A 1,585-nucleotide genomic window follows, 5' to 3' on the forward strand; every position below is an offset into this window, starting at 1 on the left:
GCCTTTCACCATGCCCTAGGTTCCCACGCCGGGCTGAAAATCGGTCCGGTCCATCACCAGCATGTGCAGCAATGGCGCTCGCTGCTGGGGAGCGAGCCGCTGGCGCTTGGCTTCGGCGCGCATGCCGTGCGCTATGGCTTCCCCTATGGCGAATGGCGGCGCGCCAACCTGGGCAGCCATCGAGCGGCGGCGCTTGATCGCAAGGCACGCCGTCTCGATGATACAGGCGCGCTTCGGCTGGAGCTCCTGGAATGCGATGCGGTGCGCTCCGCAATGATGGCGGGACGCGATTTCCGGTCCGGGCGCTTTCCGGATGATCCGCTGCAGACGGCGCATGGTCTCGAATTCTACATTGATGTCGCCACCAGCGGAGCGCGCTCCGGCCTGGCTCAAACCTGGCACCTGGTTTCAGGCGAGAGCACGGTCGCTCTCGTTTTCGGGCTGATCGACAAAAGCAGCTTCCGCTACATTCTGCTCTGCTGCAACTACGTCGCCCATGCGCGCTATTCTCCGGGGCGCCTCGCGCTGGACCGCGTCATGGCGGCTTGGGCGGCCAGCGGCGGCGAGACTTTCGATTTCACCATTGGCGACGAGCCTTTCAAGGCCGATTTCGGCTGCACTCGAACCCCCATGCACGAGTTCCGCCTGTGACAGCCTTGCCGAATTCCTTGCCAGTCGCACAGGGAGAAGTCGTCACCCCCCGGATCGCGGTGGTTATCCCGGCCAGGAACCGCCGCGGCAGCCTGCCGCGCACCCTGGAATCGGTCCTGTCCGATCCTCGGCGGGACATCGAACTCGTGGTCGTCGACGACGCTTCCGACGACGGCACCGAAGCCTATCTGGCTTCGCTTGCCGATCCCCGCCTGGCCTGGCGCCGACTACTGGTGCGATCCGGTGCCAACCGGGCACGCAACGAGGGCGCCACGCTGACCAGCGCGCCGCTTATTGCGTTTCTCGATTCCGACGATGCATTCTGTCCGGGACGCATCGAGCGGTTGATCGCGTTCTTCGATGCCAATCCGGATATTGCGTGCACCATCGACGGCTTCAGCGACGTCGCGGACCGGCGCCGGCGCCTGCACCTGTTGCCGGACCCGACCCCTGACGCCGACAGGCTGCGTCAGCTGCTGCTTTGCCACTGCGTGCCATTGACCAATTCGACCGTTACCGTGCGCCGTTCCGCCTTCGTCTCGATCGGCGGTTACGATGTGGGCCTGTATCGTCATCAGGACCGCGAATTCCTGGTCCGGCTGGGAAAGCAGCACCGCATCGCCTTCGGCAAGGCCGCCGACGTCCTCAAATATCGTGAAGCCAATTCAATGTCGCGCACCCATGCCGGCTACATTGTGGGCCTGGACGATTTCGTCGCCCGCTGCCCGGACTATCGGACGAACGACTACGCCGCGATCCTCTGTTACCTGACGCTGCGCGGCGTGTTGAAGGCCGTGGCGCAGGGCAGCCTCGGCGTGGCGCTGGCGGAAATCAAGGCCTGGCGAAGGGCAAACAACCTGCCCGGGGGCTTTGGCGTCGTTTCCGGTTATTTCGCCGGGCGGCGGCAACGGCGGGAATTGGAACAGTCGTTCGC

At 64.8% G+C, this 1,585-nt stretch carries 2 protein-coding genes; both read left to right on the forward strand.

What is annotated here, in order from left to right; genetic code table 11:
* Positions 1-651: GNAT family N-acetyltransferase (locus EOA33_RS35075; RefSeq protein WP_145989501.1), on the forward strand; the 651-nt coding region annotated here is incomplete at its 5' end.
* Positions 648-1,585, forward strand: a 938-nt coding sequence (locus EOA33_RS35080; protein WP_190234483.1) for a glycosyltransferase family 2 protein, incomplete at its 3' end; no start/stop codon positions are given. The genes EOA33_RS35075 and EOA33_RS35080, both read left to right, overlap by 4 nt.

It is taken from the genome of Mesorhizobium sp. M4A.F.Ca.ET.050.02.1.1, assembly GCF_003997725.1.
GTDB lineage: Bacteria > Pseudomonadota > Alphaproteobacteria > Rhizobiales > Rhizobiaceae > Mesorhizobium.